This window comes from Prevotella sp. SGI.167 (assembly GCF_050313615.1).
GTDB lineage: Bacteria > Bacteroidota > Bacteroidia > Bacteroidales > Bacteroidaceae > Prevotella.
This window is the reverse complement of the sequence record NZ_JBNPLT010000036.1, coordinates 1-22,438: the sequence shown is the minus strand read 5'-3', so window position 1 is coordinate 22,438 and position 22,438 is coordinate 1. Positions and strand designations below refer to the sequence as shown.

The window sequence follows — 22,438 nt, the reverse complement described above, 5'->3', positions numbered from 1 at the left end:
ACTTTTTCATGCTTCCATTGTAGCCAGCACTTCGAGCGTATCCAGATGATACATGGTGAACTTGCCCTCTTCCAATGTTGCGAATGTTGGAGGATTGCCACCCTTCGGGAAGGTGATGCTGCCCGTATTGACGATGGCTTGTCCCTTCTCGTTATGAGAGAGTTCCCAGAGATGGGAGTGGCCATAGATCATAGCCTCGTAAGGACCCTTTGGCATGTTTTCCTTATTATAAACATGACCATGGGTCAGTAGATAACGCTTTCCGTTATCTACCAGCAGGGCATAAGTCTCCATGATAGGGAAATCAAGGAGCATCTGGTCTACTTCCGCATCGCAGTTGCCACGCACGGCGATAATCTTGTCTGCCAGCGCATTCAGTCTTTCTACGATACCCTTAGGGTCGATTCCTTCCGGAATTCGGTTGCGGGGACCGTAGTTGATGATATCACCCATGATGCACATCATGTCACACTTTTCTGCCTCGAAGAAGTCGAGGACTTTTTCCAAGGCTGGCAAACAGCCGTGGATATCAGAGAATAATAGATATTTCATTACTTGATTCTTTAATAATCACCTTCTATCCAACGTCTACCAGATTTAGTAAACTTTCCCCAAAAAAACAAGCTAACACTGATAATAGCAGCTATAGCAAAAAGTATTGTCAACATTTCCATAATTACTTCTTTTTTAATTCTACTTTTAATAACATATTCGCAAATAGGGTTAAACATGCAGCAGCTATTACTGCGCATCCCATGCAAACAATGTTAGTTACTCCCATTGCCTCACCAGTAAACAACGGAGACAATGCACCAATTCCAATACCGCTGCATACCATCTTTGAAAGACCAAAGAAATACTCAGCCAGCATCTCATTTCGTTTGAAATTGCGTTCAACGAGTTGATTCTTACTATTTACTTCTGTAACCATATTGCTGATGCTTTGAATTACATCGGCAAAAGTACACATTTTCTTCGAAACTGGCAAACTTTTTTCTTATTAATTCTCCGCAAATCCCTATATATATAAGGTATAAGAACAAAAACGAACATTAGATTACTGCTATCCGGGCTTTTTCATCTACAATATGCTACTTTTTTGTTAAAATCCTTGGCAGTTTGATAGATTATTTGTACTTTTGCCCACAAGTTTTGCTACAGCCCCGGTCGTTTCGGGGATGGCATTACATTACCAACGCAAAAATTCAAGAACGTATGAAAGTATTAAAATTCGGCGGAACATCGGTTGGTTCCGTAAAAAGCATCCTCAGCTTAAAACGTATCGTTGAAAATGAGGCTAAGAAACAGAGTGTAGTGGTTGTCGTGAGCGCACTTGGCGGTATCACCGACAAACTCTTGCAAACATCTCAGCTTGCCCTCAAGGGTGATGAACAGTGGAAGGTCGAATTCGACGCCATGGTTGATCGCCACCACAAGATGATTGATACCATCATTACCGAAACAACAGACAGAGAGAATCTTTTCAAATCAGTTGATGCACTCTTCGAGCAGTTGAGAAGCATCTACTTCGGTGTGTATCTCATCCACGACCTCAGCGAAAAGACACAGGATGCCATCGTGAGTTATGGAGAAAGACTCAGTTCCAAGATTGTAGCCACGCTCATCCGTGGTGCCAAATGGTTCGATTCCCGCAATTTCATCAAGACCGAACGCATCAACGGCAAGGGTAAGCATACCCTCGACAGCGAACTGACCAACAAGCTGGTAAAGGAAGCCTTTGCCGAGCTTCCTCGCATATCTCTCGTACCGGGTTTCATTAGCCGCGACAAAAACACGGAGCGCACCACCAACCTGGGTCGTGGTGGTAGCGACTACACAGCAGCCATCATTGCAGCAGCCCTCGATGCTGAGGTGCTCGAAATCTGGACCGATGTGGACGGATTCATGACTGCCGATCCACGTGTCATCAAATCTGCTTATACCATCAACGAACTGAGTTATATTGAGGCGATGGAGCTTTGCAACTTTGGTGCAAAGGTCATCTACCCTCCTACTATCTACCCGGTTTGTGTCAAGAATATTCCTATCAGAGTGAAGAATACCTTCAATCCTGATGCTCCTGGCACCATCATCAAGAACAAGATTGATGCCGACCAGAAGCCTATCAAGGGCATTTCTTCCATCAACGGTACCGCCCTCATCACCGTCACCGGTCTTTCCATGGTGGGTGTCATCGGTGTCAACCGCCGCATCTTCACCGCTCTTGCCAGCGAGGGCATCTCTGTGTTCATGGTTTCTCAGGCTTCTTCTGAGAACTCTACATCTATCGGTGTGCGTGAGCAGGATGTGGAAGAGGCTGTCAGCGTATTGAACAATGAGTTCAAGAACGAGATTACCGATGGCGCCATGTTCCCTATGCACGCTGAGTGCGGACTTGCCACCATCGCCATCGTGGGCGAAAACATGAAGCATGCTGCCGGTATCGCCGGTAAGCTCTTCGGCACGCTCGGACGTAGCGGTATTTCCGTCATCGCCTGCGCACAGGGTGCTTCTGAAACCAACATCTCTTTCGTAGTGAAGAGTGATTATCTGAGAAAGTCGCTCAACGTTCTGCACGACAGCTTCTTCCTCTCAGAATACAAGGTGCTCAACCTCTTTATCTGCGGTGTGGGTACCGTGGGCGGCAAACTCATCGAACAGATCAAGAATCAGTATGCCGACCTCATGGAGCGCAGCAAGCTGAAGCTGAACGTAGTAGGAATCGCCTCTTCCAAGAATGCCATCTTCAATCGCGACGGTCTTGATCTCGAGAATTATTACGAGGAGCTGAAGAAGTCTATTCCTAGCACTCCGGAGGTCTTGCGCGATTCCATCCTGGCAATGAACATCTTCAACAGCGTGTTCGTAGACTGTACAGCCAGCAAGGAAGTTGCAGCTCTCTACCAGAGCCTTCTGGAGCACAACGTGAGCGTCATCGCAGCCAACAAGATTGCGGCTTCAAGCGAATATGAAAACTATGAGAAGCTGAAGAAGACAGCCATCCAGCGTGGCGTGGTATTCCGTTTCGAGACCAACGTAGGTGCAGGTCTTCCTATCATAGGAACCATCAACGACCTTCGCAACTCGGGAGATAAAATCCTCAAGATTGAGGCTGTACTCTCCGGCACACTCAACTTCATCTTCAACGCCATTTCAAGCGTGGTACCATTCTCCGAGACCGTCCGTCTCGCCAAGGAGAAGGGCTACAGCGAGCCAGATCCACGCATCGACCTCAGCGGCATGGACGTAATAAGAAAGCTCGTCATCCTTTCACGCGAGGCTGGTTACAGAGTGGAGCAGGAGGATGTGGAGAAGAACCTCTTCGTACCAGACAGCTTCTTCCAGGGCTCGCTCGACGACTTCTGGAAAAAGCTTCCTAAGCTCGATGCCGACTTCGAAGCCAAGCGCAAGACGCTCGACCTGGAGCACAAACGCTGGCGCTTCGTGGCTACTCTGGACGGCGGCAAGACCAGCGTAGGCTTGCAGGCGGTGGGTCCGGAGCATCCTTTCTACAATCTGGAGGGTTCCAACAACATCGTATTGCTCACCACCGAGCGCTACAAGGAGTATCCGATGATGATCCAGGGCTACGGAGCCGGAGCCAGCGTAACTGCTGCCGGAGTCTTCGCCAACATCATGAGTATTGCGAATATATAATGAATAATGTACAATGAATAATTGTTCATTATAAATTATGAATTATAAATCGATTATGAAGCATATTATCATTCTTGGCGACGGAATGGCTGACCACCCAGTGGAAAGACTGGGTGGAAAGACACTCCTGCAATACGCCAGCAAACCATATATGGACATGCTTGCCAAGAAAGGCAAGACAGGACGACTGGTTACTGTTCCTGACGGTTTCCTCCCTGGTTCAGAAGTAGCAAACAGCTCTATCATGGGCTATGACCAGAACGAGGTTTACGAGGGACGCGGACCGCTCGAAGCTGCCAGCATCGGCTATGAACTGGAACCTACCGACCTTGCACTGCGCTGCAACATCATCAATGTGCAGGACGGCAAGATTATCACCCACAACGGTGGTAACCTGGAAACGGAAGATGCGGAAGTGCTCATCAAATATCTCAACGATACCCTCGGCAAGAAATATCCTGATGTCAAGTTTGTTACCGGCATCCAGTATCGCCACCTCCTGGTGGTAAAGCACGGAAACAAGCATATCGACTGTGCCCCACCTCATGATCATCCCAACGAGGAGTGGCACAAGCTGATGGTGAAACCCGTCCTGCCGGAGATTGGAGGCGATGAGGGTCACATCAGCCGTCGTGATACAGCCGACCTGCTGAACCAGCTGATTCTTGAGAGTCAGGAACTCCTGGAGAACCATCCTTTCAATGTGGCTCGCAAGGAGCGTGGCGAACGAATGGCCAATCTTATCTGGCCATGGGGCGGAGGTTACCGTCCTCACATGCTCACACTTTCCCAGATGTATCCACAGATCAAGAAGGGTTCCGTTATTTCTGCCGTCGACCTGATCCGAGGCATCGGTCACTACGCCGGTCTGCGCAACATCATCGTTGAGGGCGCTACGGGTCTTGCCAACACTAACTATGAGGGCAAGGCTGCTGCAGCTATCCAGGCACTGAAGGATGGCGACGACTTTGTATATGTTCACGTAGAGGCAAGCGACGAGGCGGGTCATGATGGCGATCTTGAGCTGAAGCTGAAGACCATCGAGAACCTCGACCAGCGACTCATCAAGCCTATCTTCGATGAGGTAAGCACCTGGGACGAGCCGGTATGCATCGCTGTTCTCCCTGACCATCCTACTCCGGTAGAAATCCGTACCCACGTCAAGGAGCCTGTACCTTTCATCATCTATTATCCTGGCATTGAGCCGGATAGCGTAGAGCAGTATGATGAGGTAAGCTGCGTTAGTGGCGGCTACGGCATGCTGCAGCTGCAGGAGTTCATGAACGCCTTCATGGCAATCAATTAAAATCAACGGCTTCATGATAGCCCCCAAAGCTAATCATAAAGTTCAATGTTCAAATCTCAAAGTTCAAAGTAAAAAATGAAATATTATTCAACAAATAAGAAAGCACCCATCGCCGATCTTCACAAGGCGGTAGTTAAAGGTTTGGCAGAAGACCGTGGTCTCTATATGCCGGAAATCATCAAGAAGCTGCCACAGGACTTTTTCGACAACATCGAGAAACTGAGTTTCCAGGAGATTGCCTACAAGGTAGCTGATGCCTTCTTCGGCGAGGACGTTGATGCCGAGTCATTGAAGAAGATTGTATATGATACCCTGGCTTTCGACTGCCCTGTAGTTGAGGTAGAGCCTAACATCTACTCTCTCGAGCTGTTCCATGGTCCTACCCTCGCCTTCAAGGATGTGGGTGCACGCTTCATGGCACGTCTCTTGCAGTACTTCGTGCGTCAGGAGGGCAAGGAAGAGGTGAATGTGCTCGTAGCTACATCGGGCGATACCGGTTCGGCTGTTGCCAACGGTTTCCTCGGCGTTGACGGCATCCACGTCTACGTGCTCTATCCTAAGGGCAAGGTCAGCAAGATTCAGGAGAGCCAGTTCACTACCCTGGGTCAGAACATCACAGCCCTCGAGGTGGATGGCGTGTTCGATGACTGCCAGGCACTGGTGAAGTCGGCATTCATGGACGAGGAGCTCAACAAGCACATGAAGCTCACCTCAGCCAACTCTATCAACGTGGCCCGCTTCCTGCCTCAGGCTTTCTATTATTTCAACGCCTATGCCCGCATGAAGGAGAAGGGTCTCGCCGACAAGTTGGTCATCTGCGTGCCTAGCGGCAACTTCGGCAACATCACAGCCGGACTCTTCGGTCATGAGATGGGATTGCCTATCCACCGCTTCATCGCAGCCAACAACGCCAACGACATTTTCTACGAGTATCTGCAGACTGGCAAGTACAATCCACAGCCTAGCAAGCAGACCATCGCCAATGCCATGGACGTAGGCGACCCTTCAAACTTTGCCCGCATCTACGACCTCTACAAGGGCGATCACGATGCCATCGCAGCCTACATCGGCGGTGCCACATACAAGGACGAACAGATTGCCGAGACCATGAAGCAGTGCTACAATGAAACCAAGTATGTACTTGACCCTCACGGAGCTTGCGGTTATCGCGCCCTGAAGGAGCAGTTGAAGCCAGGCGAGGTTGGCGTCTTCCTGGAGACTGCTCATCCAGCCAAGTTCAAGGAGAAGGTAGACAGCATCCTGGAGAGCGACATCGAGATTCCAGCCCGTCTTGCAGAATTCATGAAGGGCGAGAAGAAGAGCATCCAGATGACCAAGGACTTCGATGCCTTCAAGAATTTCCTGATGAACGAATAATATACAATTAGGATGAAAATCGCAATTTTAGACGGCTATGCCGCAAACCCGGGAGATTTGGATTATCATCTTCTGGAGCAGCTGGGCGAGGTAGTAGTCTACCCTCGCACATCAGACGCCGAGAAAGTGGAACGTGCCAAGGATGCCGACATCATCCTCCTGAACAAGGTGCAGATGGATGCAGAAACGCTGGCACAGCTCCCCAATCTGAAATACATCGGCATTCAGGCTACGGGCTTCAACGTGGTAGACATCAAGGCTGCCAAGGAGCAGGGCATCATCGTGACCAACATTCCTGCCTACAGCACGGACAGTGTGGCTCAGATGACCTTCGCCCTCATCCTTGCCGTAACCAACCGTGTAGAGCATTATGCTCAGGAGAACCGCAACGAGCGCTGGGCAAACAACAAGGATTTCTGCTATTGGGACACCCCATTGATGGAGCTTGCCGGCAAGACCCTGGGCATCATGGGCTTGGGCAATATCGGCATGAAGGTAGCCTGCATCGCCCGCCAGTTTGGCATGAACATCTGTGCCTTCACCAGCAAGAGTGCCAGCTCATTGCCTGAGTGGATTCAGAAGATGAGCAAGGAGGGATTGCTTGCCACGAGCGACATCCTTTCTCTTCATTGTCCGCTGAATGATGATACCTATCATTTCATCAATGCCGAGAGTCTGGAGAAGATGAAGGATACCGCCATCCTGGTGAATACGGGTCGTGGTCCGCTGGTAGATGAGGAAGCCGTAGCCGCCGCTCTTCACGATGGCAGTCTTGCTGCCTACTGTGCAGACGTGATGACCGCGGAGCCACCATCAAAGGACAATCCTCTCTGGAACGAGCCTAATGCCTACCTCACCCCTCACATTGCCTGGGCCACCTACGAGGCTCGCAAGCGCCTGAACAAGCAGGTAGCCGCCAACGTCAAGGCATTCCTCGAAGGCAATCCGATTAATGTGGTGAATAAGTAAAGATAATTCGTTTAAGTAGCAGAAAACAGCCAACCTTCAATATACCAATTGAAAGTTGGCTGTCTTCTTATAGTTTTCTTCTGAACTGCCTAATCAGGTACCTGGGATTTCGTCTCATATCCCATAAGTCAACAAGAATAATTCTATCGTATTCCGCATCATACCGATAGATGATTTTCCAATTTTTCATGATGATAGCACTACGGTATGGGCGTAAAATGGCTTAGATGGTTTTATATAAGCCATAAACCTTTAGCTTTAAGGTGGTCTATCATATCCTCTTCATCAATGAGTCCATTTTTCTCTATGTCGGCTTCTATGGCTTCTATACGAGCTATGGCTTCTTCTTCGTTGACAGGTCCCCATCCCGCAGGTATTCGATTCCAATCAATATCATCATCGAAGTTATCTTCGGTGAACTTTTCTTCAGGAAGTACAACTGCCGTATTTCCATGCTAGGCTGGCGTTGGCTCTTCAGCAAAAGCAGCGCCATGTTCTTCCGGTAAGTGATATTTTTTCTCTTTCATACCTCTATCTGTTTAAAATTGTGACTAAGCAGCTTATCTTCTACAAAGATAATGCAAACGAGCGCAATGAAAGCTTGCTTTCAGATTGCCGAGTGCAGCATATCTTCTACAAAGATAATGCTAACGAGCGCAATGAAAGCTTGCTTTCAGATTGCCGAGTGCAGCTTATCTTCTACAAAGATAATGCAAACGAGCGCAATGAAAGCTTGCTTTCAGATTGCCGAGTGCAGCTTATCTTCTACAAAGATAAAAAGAATAATTCAAATATCCAAGAAACTCTTTAAAAAATTGATTTTGCCGTCCCCCTTTTCTTGCCTTTTCCCTATCTCCTCTTCACCAAAACATAGATGATGACGGGGGCACCGAACAATGGGGTGACGGCATTCAGGGGGATGATGCCACCGCCCGAAGGGAGGGTGCAGAAGAGATTGCAGAGAAGGGCAAGGACTGAACCCAACAGCATCGTGACGGGCAACAGCCGGCGATGATTCTCCGTACCGATGAGGAGACGGGCGATGTGGGGAGTGGCTAGACCGATGAAGGCAATGGGACCGCAGAAGGCGGTAACCACTGCCGTGAGAAAGCCCGTGATGAGGAGCAGAATGATGCGCAGACGCCTGATGTTGAAACCCAGATTCTCGGCATACTGTTCGCCTAACAGCATGGCATTCAGCGGTTTGACAAGGAGCAGGGAGGCGATGAGGGCGATGAGGGCAAGCGGAATGAACCATAATACCTGCGCAGCCGAAACATTGCCAAAGCTTCCCATGCCCCAGACCATATACGATTTCACGCCCTCTGCCGTGCTGAAGAAATTGAGCAGTGAGATGGCGCTGCTGGCAAGATAGCCCACCATCAGACCGATGATGAGCAGCACCGTATGACTGCGCACGATGGCAGAAAAGAAGGTGATGACAGCCATCACGAGCATCGCTCCCACGAAGGCTGCGATGAGAATGGCGAGAAAACCGCTCACTCCTACTCCAGCTGTGGCACCATTGCCTAGAAAGTCTGCACCCATGAAATCGCCCAGGGCGATGTTGCCGCCAAAGGCAAGCATCACGATGGCTACCGCCAGTCCGGCTCCGCTGCTGATACCGAATACGTCAGGACCCGCCAGGGGGTTGCGGAAGGCTGTCTGCAGGAGCAAGCCGCTCGTGGCGAGGGCTGCGCCCGAAAGCAAAGCGGCAATCGCCGCCGGCAGTCGCGATTCCAACAGAATATAGCGGTAGGTTTCGTCGGTCTGAGAGCCCGAAATAATCGCCCCCACATCCTGCCACGGGATGTTTACACTCCCCCATGCCAGGTTGGCGAAAAACAGTATGATAATGGCGATTGCCCCTAAAACGATGGTTTTCATTCACTAAAACTATTTCTTGTAAAATCTCTGATTAAAGCCCTATTTCTTATAGAATTTCAATTTGCCGAACCGCTCGCCATGAGCCAGGATGATGAACTCTCTGAGCAGCAGCTCGGGATGGAAGCTCGTAAGCTCGAAATAAGGCACCGTGGAGGTATCTACCTGATAGATATTGCCCCGGCTGAAGGCGGCCAGAGCCTTGTAACCGTCATATTCCTGAAGCAGCTGAACCTGCGACAAAGGAGCACCTCCGAAGTATTTGAATGCCCATACATCCACCTGGCTTCCCTTCGCCAGAATCTGCTCCGGACTCATCGGCAGACTTCCGCTGTGCTTATCATCCGAGAAGATATAACGGGCGTTGGCATCCTTCAGGAGAATGCCGATAGTGCTCTGTCCACCTGGCACATACCATACATTGCCCGTTTTTCTTTCGGTCAATATCGAAAGTCCCTTGGGCAGCTTTCCAGCCTCAGCCTTCAACTTCAGATACTCCTTTTCAATCTTCGCAAAAAGAGAATCAGCCTTTAATTCGCAAGATGCAGGAAGAGTAGCCTCTGATGCTTTTCCGGCAACAGTAGTTAATGCTTTTCCGGCAACAGTAGTTAATGCTTTTCCGGCAACAGTAGTTGAAATATTCTTGTCTTGTCCAAAGAGCATGCCGTAGAATTTCATCCATTCCGCCCTGCCTAGTGGCGAAGACTCCATATAGTCGGCAGCTTCAATGATGGGGATATGCAGCTTGTCGAGCTTGCCATATCCACCGCTGTTCTCGAAGGGTGAAACGAGGATGGCTTCGGGTTTCAGGGCGATGATGCGCTCGATGTCGGGAGCCATGCTCGAACCGCAATCCACGATGGAATTCTGGGCAGAAGCATTTCCGGAAGAAGCCTTTCCGGAAGAAGCATTTCCGGAAGAAGCATTTCCGGAAGAAGCATTTCCGGAAGAAGCATTTCCGGAAGAAGCCTTCCCTGCAGAAGCAGCCCTCTTCCTGACATCCGGAATATTGATGTAATTGAGGTCGCAGACGCCACGGATAGCCTGCTGGCATCCCAGTTCGTACATCAGCTGGCAATGGGGAGCGATGAAAACGGCACTCCTCTCCACCGGTGTCCTCACGGTATCGGTAGTGCATCCCATGCCCGAAGTGCGCTGCAGGGCGAGTCGGGTAACCGTCTTGTCCCCCTCCTCTCCCTTCGGAATCAGGATGTAGCGATGCAGCAGCGTCCCCGCCTTCCAGGGGTTCGCAACGTTCACCTCAGCATACTGATACTCAGCGTCTTCCGCATCCTTATCCAAAGATGCAGTCCCCTTCTCCCCATACTTCACGATGGTTAGCAGTTTGGCATACTTCATCTTCAGAGTATCCCCCTCTTCAGCCTCTCCCGCCGTCGTCTTTCCGCCCTGGCAGGCAGTCAGCACAAGGAGCGCCAGGAGAGCCCCGAATATATATATATTTCTGTTCATCATATCATATCTTTTTAATGTTGCAAAGGTACAAAGATTTCTTCATTTTCCACCATTTTTCCTAACAAAAAATCACCTTTTTCAAAAACTACTATTTCTTTAAACATGACTAAACAAATCATTTATATGTTCTCACGTTGCCGCTTAGCGATTATCTGCTGAAAAAGGATAAAGAATCCCAGAGATGGCAAAGTGGGAAATCCCCAAAAGAAGATGGGGAAATCATATTACATTCATGAGAACCCATGCAACATTTTGCGGATTTCGGCAAAATAAGGTAAAAAGAAATTGCGGATTTCGGCAAAATAAGGTAAAAAGAAATTGCGGATTTCGGCAAAATAAGGTTAAAACATTTTGCGGATTTCGGCAAAAGTTGTATCTTTGCACGCATAATCAACTAATAATTAGACAAATATGAGTACAAAGACAGTTTTTAGAAGGAAAATATATCAAGACATGCTCAAATGGAAGGAAGAGCGTGATGGAGAAACGGCACTTTTGATAGAAGGAGCCAGACGAATTGGCAAGTCAACGATAGTGGAAGAGTTTGCCAGGTAAGCCCGATTGAAGTAAAGTCATCTGGTTATAAAGCGCATACTTCATTGGATACTTTCTCAGAAAAGTATTCTTCGAGAATCGCACATAAATATCTGGTTTATACCAAGGATTTGAAGAAGGATGGCGATACGCTTTGCGTACCTATTTATATGGTACCACTGCTGCCCTAAACCTATCCTTTCCACTATTTCGTTCCACAATTCACACTAGCTGCCCCGAGATGACATAAGCCTCAACACATATAGAATAACAAGAGATAAAACATTAAATTATGCAAATCACATGATGCGATTTGCATAATTCAATACCTACTCTATCCTGATAACCACTTCGCCCCCGCGTCTCAGCACCTTGTTTACACGGTCGAAGAGCTGGAGGAAGAGTTCCTGGCTTCTGAGGACGAAGCCGGGAGCATGAGCCTCGCCGATGAGGATGCCGCCCTGACGGAGACGGAACGGACCATTGCCCGGCTGGAGCATGGGGCACGAAAGGGCATGAAGCTCATCCAGGCACCCGAACCTATGATGCTTGCGCTCCAGGCGGCAGCGCTCGCAGATTTCGGGGAGAGGAAGAGGCGAACAGCCCACCCCTGATGAAGCATCAGAAGAAGAGGAAGCCTCCTTCTTCACCGCCTCCAAGAACATCATCTTGCGGGCGAAACTGCGGCATTTAGCCACCACTACGCGATATTCACCAGGCTCCAGGCAGCCCCCCTCGCGCTCTACTGTATCGCAAATATGCTCGTGGTCAACAACACCACCCTTGCGATCTGCTATTTCCTGACTGAGGCGACCCACTACGGCGCCACGAACTGTACGAAAACGATTTAATACTAATTTCATCATAACAGACAATAACCGATAAAAATAACAAACAATATCTACCCAAAAAGCTATTGAGAAAACATTTGAAATTCACATTCACTTTCACATTTTCTGAACGTAAGAGGACTGATAATAATCAGATAAATCCTTGCATCCTTCGGGCAACTGATGATACACCAACTGCGGAAACATCTCCTTCAATTTCATATAGAGACTAATGCCAGGCTTATCCTGATCTGGCCACATGTGAAGATTTCTTCCCGACAAAAGACTGCGACATTCTTCATTACAAAGTGTAGCACTGGGTATTGCTATCGCCTTATAACCCATAGACATAGCACTCCAACAGTCGGTACATCCCTCAGTAATAACCAAAGGTTCATTATCAGCTACTTGGGGCAAAATCTGCATCCCGTATACCATAGGTTTGCTGCCAGGTGCAAATTTAAACCGGGGCTTCTCCTTAGATTTATCCCCCAGAAATCTGCTCTGTACCGTTAGCAATCTTCCATCCACCCCATAGTAAGGTATGAGCAGGGAAGGCCCATCAAAAAACTTACCACCAAAGCGATAGCCAGCGATAGAAAAATCTGTACTTACCACTCTGCACCAATAGATGTATTCGGGGCGCAGCTTTCGCTGTTCGAAAAGGAAATCCCTTGCCGTCTCGGTGAGTTTCTTTCCCTCAAGCATTCTCATGAGATAATCTACATCCGGCTGATGCTGGAATGGTCCTCTAAGGTTGATTCTGTCCGTATCGCATTCCGTTTTCTGCTGTCCGACCGTACCCCTTGCTGGCTGTCCGACCGTACCCCTTGCTGGCTGTCGGCCATTCCCCACAACAATACCGAAGTTTCTTCCCAACCATTGGCAGGCTTCGGTAAAAGAGAGATTCTCCCGCTTCATCACCAGGTCGATATTATCACCACCCCACCCGCATGCAAAACAATGGCAAGTATTGGTTGATGGCCAGAAATGCAAGCTCGGATTAGAATCGTTATGACTGATACAGAGCGCATTGCGATGACGCAAGCCTATTCCCAAAGCATCAGCCACCACCAGTATATTGATGCCTCTAAGTTTAGAGAGCGTGATTGAATCTATATATTCTGCCATATAATAATTGATTTTTTAATACGTGAAAATCTATTTATCAGGAATATCATCATCAGTTGCATGGGTAGTTTTCTGCTGCGTTTTTCTAAGCACTTTCTTGTTCTCACCCTTTTTAGGCTTCTCGAGCCATCCCCATCTGCGCCAGTTGCATACCATGTTGCGGGCAGGGGTCTTGAGCCCCTTCTGCGTCAGAAATTCCTCCAGGAACTGATAAGAAAATTCCTGTGGCAACTCGCTGAAATAGTCTACAGTATGATAAGGCTCTCCTTCGCCCTCGGCAGAAATCTGCTCGAAAGCCTTGCCCCACCGCTGCAACATATTACGCAAGATGTGGTCGGCACAAGCCAGATAGGTCTGCCTTACCAGTTTCCGGATTTCCTTCTCGCTTTTCTTCCCCTCAACTTTGTATAGCACTTGCATGAGGGCAGCGATGCGGAAGGCTGAAACCGAACTGCGCTTGTAGAAGACATCCATCGACTTGGACATGGTTTTCACCACCTGCTGGCGACAGTCGTTACACCATTTTACCACCGTCTTGTTGAGCCAGCTCATATCTTCCTCTATCTCCTGATGGAATTTTCCATCTTCCTCATAGCACAACCCGAAGAGCTTATCCAACGTATTCTCCAGCTCCTTACGCTGCGTATCGGTCAACGCCTGAAACTGTGGCGGATTGTCGCCCAGATGACTGATGAGCGGGCATAAAATAGTACGAGTAACCGAACCGCCCTCAATGGCAGCCTTGTTCATATATCTGCTCACCGCACTCTGGGTGCCGCAGAAAACGAACGACAGCAAGGCATCTACCATGGCACTATAACTGGTTTCGCTCATGAAATCCTGACCATAGACGCTGCCCAGATCGTATGCCGTCTTGATAACCTGCGAGAGGTCGGCAAACTGGCGCTTGGCAGAATGCACGATGGCAGAAATCTCATCGGCAAATTCGAAGAGCGTCTTCGGAGCACCATAGAGCTTGACTGCAGCATCGCATCGCTTGATAAACATGGTGAGCGATACGGTTTCGGGCAGGATGGTGATGTCGGTCTTCGGTTCGGGTGGCAGCTTGCCATCCTTCTTTCCCTGGCGTCGCTTCAGGGCAGCATACTCCTGCTCCTTGGCTCTCATTTCGCTGTCGCGCTCAATGAAAGGTTTCATCAGGGTACGCATGATGTATCTGGCAAACGACTTTCCGCTCGACTGCTCGCCCTCTACGATGACCTGCAGCACGATGGCCGATTTTTCTCCCTGATTATCATACACATACTGTATTCTGACACGTGTAAGATAAACGCTGAGCATGGCAGCAGCCACCACCAGCGTAGGATACTTGAGTTCAGAAGGCGAAGTGATCATCCATTCTCTGATGCCCGACGGATAATCCTTATCGGCAATCAGGTGATGCATGGGCATCTCTTCATTCTCTTCAGCCTGTTCAGCCAGCTTTTTTCCTATCAACCCAGATGCCAGCTTTGCTCCTTTCAACCCAGATGATACCATGTTATTGATTCCGCCCTTGGTATCCTCAGGCTTTGCCACTGGATTAGTCTGAGACGCTTCCTGTGGAGGTATTTTCTTTCCTTTTTCCATAATCACAATCATTGATTATTTCTGTATGCAAAAGTAAGGAAAAAAAGCCTCCCCGGCAATAGGCGTCCTGCCGGTTCGCCTCCTACTAAGCCTCATCGCCGGCAACTAAGCCTTCCGCTAAGCCTCCAGCTCATCTGAAGGCTTAAAAAAAGCACTTTCTGCTTGCAAACGAAGCAAAAAGTGCTGATACTGTATTATTTCTAAAAAATCTTCTGTTCAGATATGTTCCTATTCATTTATAATATCACCCCCACTGACATAAGAAAGAACCAAACGGCGAACCACGGCATGAATGTCTTCATTAGGGAACTTCTGGCGATATTTCTCCGTAAGGTCTTCGCAGAAATACATCTTGCTATGAACCATAGAAGAAGGAATATTTAGCTGCATAAACACATCGTATGTTGCAACAGGGTTGCCATCCTTTGTGTCGACAGGCACAATATTCTCCTTATACCAACCTTGTCCAGATGCGGTAGGGAACAATCTATAATTGTCCTTATACTCCACTTCACCAGCGATGTCCAGTATATACCCGTCAGCAGACTTATCGTCCTCAGGATTCACCGCATATAGCATATATAAAGCAGGAAGCATCGAGTGTTTTTTTATGACAAACTGATATTTCTTGCTTCCTCCAAAAGGAGGGTTTGCCTTCAAATCCTGCTCTATATCCTCACGAATTTGTGGCGCATCCACCACAAACTCTACTTCGCCAGTACAATTGACGACAGTTTTCGATGACTGTGGATTTGGCTGAATAACTTCACCATTGTCATTATTGTCATTGCTATTGTCACACGCACAAAAAGCCAAGACTACCAACAGTAGTAAGACTGATTTTTTTACTAGATACTTCATATCCTCATTTGTCTATTAAACCTATTCAAATATTAAACGTATGCAAGTTTCGCAAGTGAGGGAATTGATTGAAGTTAAAGAAGTTATCACTCCCTACGGTCGTTCGGGAAGTTAAGGGACAATAGTCTTCTAGCGTAAAACGTAGGACATTTGTCCCTTAACTTCCTTCTAACTTCCCTAACTTCACTTAACTTCCCCATATGAGAAAGTTCAGTTAAACGTAGAATATGCCTAAAGATTGCTCTATTTTACGTTTTTAACATTCCATCTAAAACTTGCCAACACTCACAAGAAGCAATCATTTCCCCGCTTCCTACTGCCCCTTACGGTAGATGGCAACAAAACGGTTAGCGATATTGATGAGTTTCTGCCGGGCATTAGGATCACTTACGTCATCAAACAACCAGTTGGGAAATTCGCCACGCATCTTGGAGAAACGCTTGGAGATGGCACCGGCATTGGTCAGGTCGGAAGGCATGCCCAGCTGCTCCGTAAGATACTTGCAGAAAGATGCGCCATTATCAAATTTGCCTGCAAAATCATCGATACTGGAGAGCACCACCATAATCAGGGCATAGTCTTTCTTCAAAGGAATAGCCTTCTCGTCTATCATCTTCTGCAAGGCTTGCTTTACTCTTTCTCCCTGGCTCAATTTGAGCCATTCCTTCTCCTTTTTTTCTTCTTCCGTCTTTTCCTGCCCGCCGTTTTCCTGACGCTCATCGTCTGTCACTTCCAATTCCAATGTCCTCTTCCGTTCAGGCTCGAATCCGTGCAGATATTCTTCATCATTGTTCTGGCGCATCAGTTCATTAATCTGAGATGAAACGAAGAAACCATCCTCGCCATAATAACCGATATTGGCTGCCAGCCGCTCAACCACATCCCGGTTCTTCTCCAGCGATTCCAGGCATCGGTTAGAAAACTCATAAGCTACGTAACCTCTCCATTGCGCCATAATCATTACCGAAAATTGAGACACTTTCGACTCCAAAGGCATCATCTGAAGTATCATAGCTGCCATATACAGGATGACAAATACGATTCTCTGCCGCTCGTCCTGAGCTGTAGCATACTCATCCTCGTCAACATAGTTTTTCTCATATTGCCCTATTCCTTCCACAAAGGCAAGGCGGCTCTCCGTATCGGTATGCGAAAACATCATTTTGTCTACGATGCAGAATACCTCATAAAAAACATCCTCGCATGAACATCTGGACGTAGGAAACCAAGTCTTGTCATTGAAAATATCATGGGTGACGGCTTGGAAAGCCTGATAAACCAGATACTGCGAGAAAGACTTATCTACCATCTTCCTGGTCTTCATATTAAATAACTTCATCGTCGTAACCCTTTAAATCATCAAGAATAATATCAAGAGAATTGATCAAGGCAAACTGAGAATTCCCATGACAATCACAACAAACAGCCTCTCCTATGACCAGGGCAGAAATCTCTGCATCAGATATTTTCACCTTGGTCCGTTTCAGCGAACGGGAAGAGGTACACGGACCTTTCCAATAATGTACCTTGATGCCGTAATCTTCTTTACTGCACAGGTTCACCAACATGGCAATGTCTCTGTTTGCCTTGTCCAAGCGCAACTGCTCACCAGGATCAGCTTCATATCTGGCATGAAACTTACGAGCATTGATGCACTCCATGAACGAATGCTGCATCTGGAATTGCCTGACAAAGGAATATGGCGCATCGCTAAGAGTCTGATGGCGAGGAAATGAAAACACCACAGCCTTTGGCTTATAGCCAGCCTTGATTCTTTCAGCCACGGCATCAAAGAAATCACCAGGTGGCAACTTGGCTGAAATAACCATATTCCAGCCATATTGATTCGCCACCCTGTTGATATTATCCCGCAAAAGAGCCACCACCTTGTCCTGTCCTTTTTTGCCCCCGAAGATTGTAGATTCTTCCACAAAAAGGAAACCTTTGTTGGGGCGATTATCAATAATCACCTTGCAGAAAGGCTGGTTGTGAATTTCATTCTCAATAAAGTTACTCCAATAGAATTCCTTCTTGTCTGCACATACGTCCAGCACAGCCACTCCCTCTCGAAATCCCAATATTCGATTGTCGTGGATGATGGCATCAGCATTCTTCTTTGATTCCACCAAAGTCATTTTCTTGCTTTCCAGCAAACTGTCCATTACTCTCTCAAAACCATTCTGACATTCCAGATAATGTTCAGAAGATGGTATACCGGAAAACTCCAAAGGCAGAGTTCCCTCTACTTTTGAAAGATTTCGTGTTTTGCAGAAATCATACTTGAAAACCACAAAAGATGTGATGTTATTATTGTTATAGGTCATTAGCCCTTATTTTAAAAATTCACTATGAAAGTTATTTCTCATAGTAGGTACAAAAGTAACACTTTTTTCTCAAACTAACAAGAAAAAAGTTATTTTTTTTCAGATTTAAATATCATTTTTCCATATAGCAGTCGGAACAAAATGTGAATGTGAATGTGAATTTGAAATGTAAGTCAATGTATCGGGTTGTTCCATCCATTCCTTTTATAGGATATTGTGAATGAAATTCAGGCCTCGCGCGCGTACCTTATTATATATATAATATGAACCTATTATAATGGCTACTATTACTTAAACACGATTATACGCTTCTCCTTCAGGTAACATTGAAAAACATTTCAAATTCACATTCACATTCACATTTTTGCCTTTCCTCCTATCAAGCAGCTAACCCATATAGGAAGTAACTGTGCGCCCGATGCCCCTAAAACTGCATGGCGACGCAGCGCCAGCCACGTCACGACGCAACGGGCGATACGTGGCGACGCAGCGCCGACTGCATCGGGACGCAGTTGGAAAGGCAAAACATGCCATATAATGTTAACGGATTTAACATTTAATTCAAGTTTCGCAAGTGAGGGAATTGATTGAAGTTAAAGAAGTTATCACTCCCTACGGTCGTTCGGGAAGATAAGGGACAATAGTCTTCTAGCGTAAAACGTAGGACATTTGTCCCTTAACTTCCTTCTAACTTCCCTAACTTCACTTAGCTTCCCCATATGCGAAAGTTCAGCATTTAATTTAATGGCCATTAAATTAATGGCGGTTAAATTAGGCGGAAGAGAATGGGAAACGAGGGAGGAATGCACATGATTCGGGACAAGGATGCACGTGATTCAGGACAACTATTGCATTTGGGCGATTTTTTTTGTATCTTTGCACTGTGTTAGAAGAAAAGCTGCACTGTCATTCATCAAGAACGGCAAATGGGAAATTAACCACTAAAAAACGGAGGGGGAAAACGACAGGGGTGCACACCTGCCCTATCTCTTTCTAAATGTTGAACCACTAAAAAAGAAAGGAAAAAAGAAAATGAAAAAGGAAGTTTGGAAAACTATCTTGCAGATGCTCATCGCAGTACTCACCGCCATCGGCACTACCCTCGGCGTTACCAGCTGCATGTAGACTGATTGTTTAACCATTTAAAAAACTATTTAGATTATGGGAATTAAAGTAAAAGCTATCGAGCGCAACGTGGCGTTCGAAAAAGGAAAGCAGAAGTGGGCGTTCGTCATGCAGGCTGACCTCTACAGCCAGCTGAACGCAAGTAAGGTAATCGAGGAAGCTGCCATCCGAAGCGGTCTGCCTAAGGCGGTGATCAATGCCGGATGGACTGCCATCGGCGACGTGATAGCTGCCTGGGCCACCGAGGGCCATAGCGTGGCTGTGCCAGGACTGGGTAGCCTCCGTTTCGGTCTCAACTCTACTGCCGTGGAGGATGTGAACAAGGTGAGCACCAACCTCATCACCCGCCGCTACATCATCTTCGTGCCTAACACCGAAATCAAGAAGCAACTGGAGGAGACTTCCGTCAGCATCACCTGCTACGACCGCAACGGTAAGGTGGTGAAGCAGGTTACCTCTACCGACAAGCCTTCGGGCGACGACAACCCTGGCGGTGGCGGTTCTGACGGAACCGGAAGCAATACCGAAGGCGGTAGCGGAAATACCGAAGGCGGTGGCGGAAACACCGAGGGCGGTGGCGGAAACACCGAAGGCGGTGGCGGAAATACCGAAGGCGGTAGCGGAAATACCGAGGGCGGTGGCACCGATAGCGGAGACGTAGGTCTCTAAACAGCTCCCCTAAAAGAGGAAGAATCTAAAAGAGAAAAAACTCTAAAAGAGGAAGAATCTAACAGAGGAAGAATCTAACAGAGAAAAAACTCTAAAAGAGGAAGAATCTAACAGGGGAGAATTCTAAAAAAAAAAGTAGGGTGACATGCCCGAGGCATACCTTTTACAGTATACCTTGGTCATGTACACCCTTTTTGTATCCTTGCACCTTTCTTTCTGCCTAAATTAAACTAAACTTCTAACAATGGTTTCCAACACATCACTGCGCAAGAAAAAACCTAACTAACTTAAAAACTAAACCTAACACCAAAGAATGGCGTTAACAAAAGCAACTAACAGCGCATCCCTGCGCTGGTTGAATTCTTGACGCACTTAAAAAAAGTGCTTTTACTAACCACTGATAACTCCCCCGGCGCATCTCTGCGCCGGGAAAGACGTCTGATTCAAATTATTTGTGTCGCACACCGCCGTGTGCGAAACCCAAAAAATGACAGGTCATTAAGACCAGTCAACCTAATAACTAATTCTATAATAATGTCACGAACTCAGCGGCGATATCCACCAGCTTCTTGCGACGAGCCACTCCGATGATGTAGTGCGCCTCCTTGGCTGAGCAATGGAAATGCTTCTTGATGCCAGTCACAAGCTCCTGCTTGGTGATGGAATCCACACCCTTAGGAAATGACTTTCTAACCGCCTTTTCTATATCGCTCATCTTGTACTCCATATGTCGTTTATGGTAGTAGGAAGATACTGTGACTGCGAAGACAATCACCAGCACGATGATAGTGAACAATACTGTCTGATTCATGATCTTAAATTCTATACGTTTTTACGTTTTATCCAAGTTGTAGTATTCTCTCTACCGCCTGTAGTCCTCGCTCCCGTCCAGGGGCAATCATCCCAATGCGATAGGCGCCCGGGATAGCTGTTATCTCGAAACGCACCGCAAATATAGCAAAAATATTCCAATGTTGTTCAAAAAATCCCGATTATTTTTAGTTTTTGCATAAAAAAAGTGCTTTTTCCATCGTTTTTCCCGATAAAACATGGTTTTTTCAAAAAATATATGTATTTTTGCAATGTGTTGGAGTGCCGCCCCAAGGTGGCGCTCCAATAATCTGAAAGCCCCTTTATATATATAATAATGTATTGGGATTCCGGAAAAGGAAAAACTATCAATTTGAAAGCAAAACTAACAAATAACACAATAACATAGAGAAATGCAAGAAACGGTAAAAAAGGTACTGACCGGCGATTTTAATCGCAAGAAGGCACTGCTCTTCCTACTGACGGCACTCGTCACGGTCATTGTTTGGAACTTGCCCATCGACAGCTTCGGCATCGAGGGACTTACAGTAGTTCAACAGCGCATCATCGCCATCTTCGTGATGGCAGTGATGCTGTGGCTCACCGAAGCTATTCCGGCCTGGGCCACGAGTGTGGTAATCATCTTCGTGCTGCTCTTCTTTGCCAGCGACTCGGCATTCAAGATCATGCAGGGTTCTGAGGCCGAGATGGGACAGCTGCTCGACTATCAGGGTGTGATGGCATGCTTTGCCGACCCAACCATCATCCTCTTCCTGGGCGGATTCGTGCTGGCGATAGCAGCCACGAAGAGCGGACTGGATGCCAAGATGGCAAAAGTGCTGATAGCCCCGTTCGGCAAGCGCTCGGAGCACGTGCTGCTGGGCTTCATGCTCATCACCGGCATCTTCTCGATGTTCATCTCCAACACCGCCACCGCAGCCATGATGCTCACCTTCCTCACCCCTGTGTTCAAGGCTTTGCCTCCGGGCGGAAAGGGCCGCGTGGCGCTCACCATGGCCATTCCGATCGGAGCCAACCTGGGCGGTATGGGTACACCTATCGGAACCCCTCCTAACGCCTTCGCCTACAAGGTGCTCAACGACCCTCAGGGTCTGAACATGGGCATCGGATTCGGCGACTGGATGATGATCATGGCGCCGATGGTCATCCTGATGCTCATCGTGGCATGGTTCATCCTGCTCAAGATGTTCCCATTCTCACAGAAAACCATCGAAATCAAGATAGAGAGCCATGCGCACAGCAACTGGCGCACAGCCGTAGTGGCTGCCACCTTCATCCTCACCATCATCCTCTGGGTATTCGGTAAGCAGCTGGGCGTCAACGCCAATACCGTGGCGATGCTGCCTATCGCCGTGTTCGCCTTCACGGGCGTCATCACCGCCAATGACCTGAAGGACATCGACTGGTCGGTTATCTGGATGGTGGCAGGAGGTTTCGCCCTGGGTCTTGCGATGAACGGTACCGGACTGGCCGAGGTAGCCGTGAAGAGTATTCCGTTTGGCGAGTTCAACCCGCTGGTCATCATGGTCATCTCCGGTCTGGTATGCTTTGCGCTGAGTAACTTCATCTCCAACACCGCCACCGCAGCTCTCCTGATTCCTATCCTGAGCGTGGTATGTGCGGGCATGGGCGACAAGCTTGCCGAAATCGGCGGTACATCCACCATCCTCATCGGTGTGGCAGTAGCAGCCAGCTGTGCCATGTCGCTGCCTATCTCAACCCCTCCAAACGCCATCGCCTACTCTACCGGACTCATCCAGCAGACGGACATGGTGAAAGCAGGAGCCACCATCGGTGTCATCTGCATCCTGATAGGCTACTCCATGCTGGTATTCTTCTGCCGCATGGGAGTCCTGTAAGGAGAAACTACAATAAAT

21 protein-coding genes are annotated in these 22,438 nt (G+C 47.8%); 10 read left to right on the top strand and 11 right to left on the bottom strand.

The window, feature by feature from the left end; genetic code table 11:
- Positions 1-6: 6 nt before the first annotated feature.
- Positions 7-552 (bottom strand): phosphodiesterase, encoded by a 546-nt coding sequence (yfcE, locus tag ACQRBJ_RS13765; protein WP_295346634.1) that lies wholly within the window; start codon positions 550-552, stop codon positions 7-9.
- A 124-nt stretch (positions 553-676) separates the two neighbouring features.
- Complete coding sequence (locus ACQRBJ_RS13760; RefSeq protein WP_294972141.1) at positions 677-931, bottom strand: hypothetical protein; 255 nt, start codon at positions 929-931, stop codon at positions 677-679.
- Positions 932-1,215: 284 nt separating this feature from the next.
- Between ACQRBJ_RS13760 and thrA the strand changes: the two genes are divergently transcribed.
- The 6 genes from thrA to ACQRBJ_RS13730 all read left to right on the top strand — a co-directional run bounded on the left by thrA (position 1,216) and on the right by ACQRBJ_RS13730 (position 8,120).
- Complete coding sequence (thrA, locus tag ACQRBJ_RS13755) at positions 1,216-3,657, top strand: bifunctional aspartate kinase/homoserine dehydrogenase I (protein WP_441937582.1); 2,442 nt, start codon at positions 1,216-1,218, stop codon at positions 3,655-3,657.
- A gap of 55 nt (positions 3,658-3,712) precedes the next feature.
- The gene (locus tag ACQRBJ_RS13750) at positions 3,713-4,963 is read left to right on the top strand and encodes a cofactor-independent phosphoglycerate mutase (protein ID WP_445303930.1); all 1,251 of its coding nucleotides are present in this window, start codon (positions 3,713-3,715) and stop codon (positions 4,961-4,963) included.
- 75 nt (positions 4,964-5,038) lie between these two features.
- The gene (gene thrC / locus ACQRBJ_RS13745) at positions 5,039-6,340 is read left to right on the top strand and encodes a threonine synthase (protein ID WP_217759963.1); all 1,302 of its coding nucleotides are present in this window, start codon (positions 5,039-5,041) and stop codon (positions 6,338-6,340) included.
- Positions 6,341-6,352: 12 nt separating this feature from the next.
- Positions 6,353-7,309: a D-2-hydroxyacid dehydrogenase gene (locus ACQRBJ_RS13740; protein ID WP_445303929.1), complete on the top strand. Its 957-nt coding sequence runs from the start codon at positions 6,353-6,355 to the stop codon at positions 7,307-7,309.
- 263 nt (positions 7,310-7,572) lie between these two features.
- Complete coding sequence (locus tag ACQRBJ_RS13735) at positions 7,573-7,815, top strand: hypothetical protein (protein WP_295346623.1); 243 nt, start codon at positions 7,573-7,575, stop codon at positions 7,813-7,815.
- A gap of 41 nt (positions 7,816-7,856) precedes the next feature.
- Positions 7,857-8,120, top strand: coding sequence for a hypothetical protein (locus ACQRBJ_RS13730; RefSeq protein WP_445303928.1), 264 nt, complete (start codon positions 7,857-7,859; stop codon positions 8,118-8,120).
- Positions 8,121-8,158: 38 nt separating this feature from the next.
- On the opposite strand, the gene ACQRBJ_RS13725 is transcribed toward ACQRBJ_RS13730, so the two are convergent.
- Both ACQRBJ_RS13725 and ACQRBJ_RS13720 read right to left on the bottom strand, forming a co-directional pair.
- Positions 8,159-9,196 (bottom strand): iron chelate uptake ABC transporter family permease subunit, encoded by a 1,038-nt coding sequence (locus ACQRBJ_RS13725; RefSeq protein WP_445303927.1) that lies wholly within the window; start codon positions 9,194-9,196, stop codon positions 8,159-8,161.
- Between the two features lie 39 nt (positions 9,197-9,235).
- A complete protein-coding gene (locus tag ACQRBJ_RS13720) occupies positions 9,236-10,663 on the bottom strand; it encodes an ABC transporter substrate-binding protein (RefSeq protein ID WP_445303926.1) in 1,428 nt (475 codons plus the stop codon).
- Positions 10,664-11,077: 414 nt separating this feature from the next.
- Between ACQRBJ_RS13720 and ACQRBJ_RS13715 the strand changes: the two genes are divergently transcribed.
- On the top strand, positions 11,078-11,221 hold the full coding sequence (locus tag ACQRBJ_RS13715; protein WP_445303925.1) for a hypothetical protein: 144 nt from the start codon (positions 11,078-11,080) through the stop codon (positions 11,219-11,221).
- Positions 11,222-11,529: 308 nt separating this feature from the next.
- Here ACQRBJ_RS13715 and ACQRBJ_RS13710 read toward each other — a convergent pair whose 3' ends face one another.
- The 6 genes from ACQRBJ_RS13710 to ACQRBJ_RS13685 all read right to left on the bottom strand — a co-directional run bounded on the left by ACQRBJ_RS13710 (position 11,530) and on the right by ACQRBJ_RS13685 (position 17,936).
- Positions 11,530-12,066 carry a hypothetical protein gene (locus tag ACQRBJ_RS13710; protein ID WP_295346618.1) on the bottom strand — a complete coding sequence of 179 codons (537 nt, stop codon included), beginning with the start codon at positions 12,064-12,066 and terminating at the stop codon, positions 11,530-11,532.
- An 81-nt stretch (positions 12,067-12,147) separates the two neighbouring features.
- On the bottom strand, positions 12,148-13,161 hold the full coding sequence (locus tag ACQRBJ_RS13705) for a CHC2 zinc finger domain-containing protein (RefSeq protein WP_295346615.1): 1,014 nt from the start codon (positions 13,159-13,161) through the stop codon (positions 12,148-12,150).
- Positions 13,162-13,191: 30 nt separating this feature from the next.
- Positions 13,192-14,751, bottom strand: coding sequence for a hypothetical protein (locus ACQRBJ_RS13700; RefSeq protein WP_445303924.1), 1,560 nt, complete (start codon positions 14,749-14,751; stop codon positions 13,192-13,194).
- Between the two features lie 228 nt (positions 14,752-14,979).
- Entirely contained in the window at positions 14,980-15,612 is a 633-nt protein-coding gene (locus ACQRBJ_RS13695) for a hypothetical protein (protein ID WP_445303923.1), read from the bottom strand.
- Positions 15,613-15,925: 313 nt separating this feature from the next.
- A complete protein-coding gene (locus ACQRBJ_RS13690; protein WP_445303922.1) occupies positions 15,926-16,951 on the bottom strand; it encodes a hypothetical protein in 1,026 nt (341 codons plus the stop codon).
- Entirely contained in the window at positions 16,938-17,936 is a 999-nt protein-coding gene (locus ACQRBJ_RS13685; protein ID WP_445303921.1) for a hypothetical protein, read from the bottom strand. The genes ACQRBJ_RS13690 and ACQRBJ_RS13685 overlap by 14 nt, the downstream gene beginning before the upstream one ends.
- Positions 17,937-18,968: 1,032 nt before the next feature.
- On the opposite strand from ACQRBJ_RS13685, the gene ACQRBJ_RS13680 reads away from it, so the two are divergent.
- Complete coding sequence (locus tag ACQRBJ_RS13680) at positions 18,969-19,061, top strand: smalltalk protein (RefSeq protein ID WP_153117805.1); 93 nt, start codon at positions 18,969-18,971, stop codon at positions 19,059-19,061.
- A gap of 36 nt (positions 19,062-19,097) precedes the next feature.
- Positions 19,098-19,730, top strand: coding sequence for a DNA-binding protein (locus ACQRBJ_RS13675; protein ID WP_445303920.1), 633 nt, complete (start codon positions 19,098-19,100; stop codon positions 19,728-19,730).
- A 526-nt stretch (positions 19,731-20,256) separates the two neighbouring features.
- On the opposite strand, the gene ACQRBJ_RS13670 is transcribed toward ACQRBJ_RS13675, so the two are convergent.
- The gene (locus tag ACQRBJ_RS13670) at positions 20,257-20,541 is read right to left on the bottom strand and encodes a hypothetical protein (RefSeq protein WP_217759943.1); all 285 of its coding nucleotides are present in this window, start codon (positions 20,539-20,541) and stop codon (positions 20,257-20,259) included.
- 412 nt (positions 20,542-20,953) lie between these two features.
- Between ACQRBJ_RS13670 and ACQRBJ_RS13665 the strand changes: the two genes are divergently transcribed.
- Positions 20,954-22,420 (top strand): SLC13 family permease, encoded by a 1,467-nt coding sequence (locus ACQRBJ_RS13665; protein ID WP_294969772.1) that lies wholly within the window; start codon positions 20,954-20,956, stop codon positions 22,418-22,420.
- Positions 22,421-22,438 lie beyond the last annotated feature (18 nt).